The 2,608-nt window shown below is 67.1% G+C and carries 2 protein-coding genes; both read left to right on the top strand.

Going from position 1 to position 2,608, the window contains the following annotated elements; translation table 11 throughout:
* The first annotated feature begins 221 nt into the window (after positions 1-221).
* A complete protein-coding gene (locus EOA27_RS31255; protein ID WP_127258076.1) occupies positions 222-2,081 on the top strand; it encodes an ABC transporter ATP-binding protein in 1,860 nt (619 codons plus the stop codon).
* Positions 2,078-2,608, top strand: a 531-nt coding sequence (gene dapB, locus EOA27_RS31260) for a 4-hydroxy-tetrahydrodipicolinate reductase (RefSeq protein ID WP_127258078.1), incomplete at its 3' end; no start/stop codon positions are given. The genes EOA27_RS31255 and dapB, both read left to right, overlap by 4 nt.

The raw sequence follows: 2,608 nt of genomic DNA on the forward strand, positions 1-2,608 counted from the left end.
GATCCTCGGGTCTACGCCGCGTCGCTTCGCTCCTTGCTCCGCCCGTGGATGACGAAGCCATGGGCGTTTCAGCTGATCGCCAACCTGTGCGCCTTGGGTCGGGACCTCACGCCGTGAGCGGGTCCGCGACGAAGTTTCGCCATAGGCAAGCCGTAGCCGGGGCGCTAAGAGGGTGCCGAGAGGCAGCCCTGCCCGACGAAAACCCACGAAGCGCCCTTGATTTGACCGTTCAAACTTCCCTCAAACTGAAAGTCCAGCCCACCGAGGTCAGCGCGGTGCTGCGCCGCATCCTGGCCGAAAACGGCAAGGAATATCGCTGGACCTATGTCGTTGCCGTCGCCTGCCTGCTGATTGTTTCCGGCGCCACCGCCTTCACGGCGTGGATCATGGCGCCGATGATCAACCAGATCTTCTACGAACGGCGCAGCGACATGATCGTCTGGATCTGCGCCGGTTTCATGGGCGCCTCCGTGCTGCGCGGCTTCGCCGGCTACGGCCAGGCGGTGGCGCTGGCCAGAATCGGCAACAATCTGGTCGCCCGCTACCAGAAGCGCAGCTTCGACCATCTGATGAAGCTCGGCGTCGACTTCTTCAACGAGACCCGTTCCGGACGGCTGGCCGCTCAGGTGAACGAGAATGTCGGCGGCATCCGCGATCTCCTGTCGCTGACGCTGACCTCCATCAGCCGCGACGCGGTCTCGCTCGTCGCCCTCGTCGGCGTGATGATCTACCAGGATCCGGTGCTGTCGCTCAGCTCGCTGCTGATCGGGCCGCCGCTGATCTGGGCCGTCGTCTACATCACCCGCCGCCTGCGCAAGATCAACCGCGAATCCGTGCTGATCAACTCGCGGCTGAACGGCTCGGTCCAGGAGGCGACGCAAGGTATCGCCATCGTCAAGGCCTTCACCCTGGAGGACGAGCTGGCGCGCCGCATCGGCATCATGGCCGACACGGCCGAGCAGCGTAACAACAAGATCGCCCGCGTCGCGGAGCGGCTGTCGCCGATTTCCGAAATCCTGGGCGGCCTCGCCGTCACCGCCGTGCTTGCCTATTCCGGCTATCGGGCGCTGGTGCTTGGGCAACCGCCGGGCGCGGTGTTCTCCTTCATCACCGCGCTGATCCTGGCCTACGACCCGGCGCGGCGCCTGGCGCGCACGCAGGTCGGCATGGAACGCGCCCTGGTCAATGCGCGCATGATCTACGAGCTGCTCGACCTCGAGCCGAAGCAGGGCGACGCGCCCGACGCGGTCGAGGCGAAGGTCACCACCGGCGAGGTGCGCTTCAACAATGTGACGTTCGGCTACAACGCCGACATGCCGGTGCTGCGGGACCTGAGCTTCACCGCCGCGGCCGGCAAGGTGACGGCCATCGTCGGCGCCTCGGGCGCCGGCAAGTCGACGCTGGTGGCGCTGCTGCAGCGTTTCTACGACGTCGACAAGGGCTCGATCGAGGTCGATGGCCAGGACATCGCCAAGGTGACCAAGCATTCGCTGCGCCAATCGATCGCCTATGTGGCGCAGGCGCCTTATCTGTTCGAGGGCACGATCCGCGACAACATCCGCTTCGGCCGGCTGTCGGCCACCGACGCCGAGATCGAGCAGGCGGCGAAACTGGCGGCGGCCGACGAGTTCATCCGCCAGCAGCCGCAAGGCTACGACACGCCGGTCGGCGAAGGCGGCTCGACGCTTTCCGGCGGCCAGCGCCAGCGCGTCTCGATCGCGCGCGCCATCGTGCGCCAAGCGCCGATCCTCCTGCTCGACGAGGCGGCCTCGGCGCTCGACAACGAGGCCGAGGCGCGCGTCCAGGAGGCGCTGACCCATGTCATGGAAGGCCGCACGACGATCGTCATCGCGCACCGGCTGTCGACGGTGGTCAATGCCGACCATATCATCGTGCTGGAAGAGGGCAGGCTGGTCGAGGAAGGCACGCATGCGACGCTGATGGCCGACCCGCATGGCATCTATGCCCGCTTCCACCGCATCCAGGGCAAGAAGGGGCTGGGGCTTGTCGACGACGCCAAGCCGCTTCAAACTCCCGCACCGCGCAGCCGCGCCAAGAAGACCGTCAGGAGAAGCGCATGAGCGAAGCCGGCGATATGGGCCTGGTCGTGGTTGGCGCCGCCGGCCGCATGGGTCAGACGCTGATCCGCGCCATCCACACCATGCCCGGCGCGCGCGTCGCCGCCGCGATCGAGCGGCCGGACTCCCCCCATCTCGGCAAGGATGCCGGCGAGCTTGCCGGCATCGGCATCATCAACGTGCCGATCGTCGACGATCCGCTGCCGGCCTTCGCCAAGGCCGACGGCGTGCTCGATTTCACGGCGCCGGCGGCGAGCGTCGAATTCGCCGGCTATGCCGCGCAGGCGCGCATCGTCCATGTCATCGGCACCACCGGCTGCTCGGCCGACGACAATGCCAGGATCGCCGCCGCCGCGCGCCACGCGACGATCGTCAAATCCGGCAATATGAGCCTTGGCGTCAACCTTCTGGCGGTGCTGGTCGAGCAGGCCGCGAAGGCGCTCGACCCGGAGGATTTCGACATCGAGATCCTGGAAATGCCCCACCGCCACAAGGTCGACGCGCCGTCCGGCACGGCGCTGCTGCTCGGC

The organism is Mesorhizobium sp. M2A.F.Ca.ET.037.01.1.1, from assembly GCF_003998075.1.
In the GTDB taxonomy this organism is placed as follows: Bacteria; Pseudomonadota; Alphaproteobacteria; order Rhizobiales; family Rhizobiaceae; genus Mesorhizobium.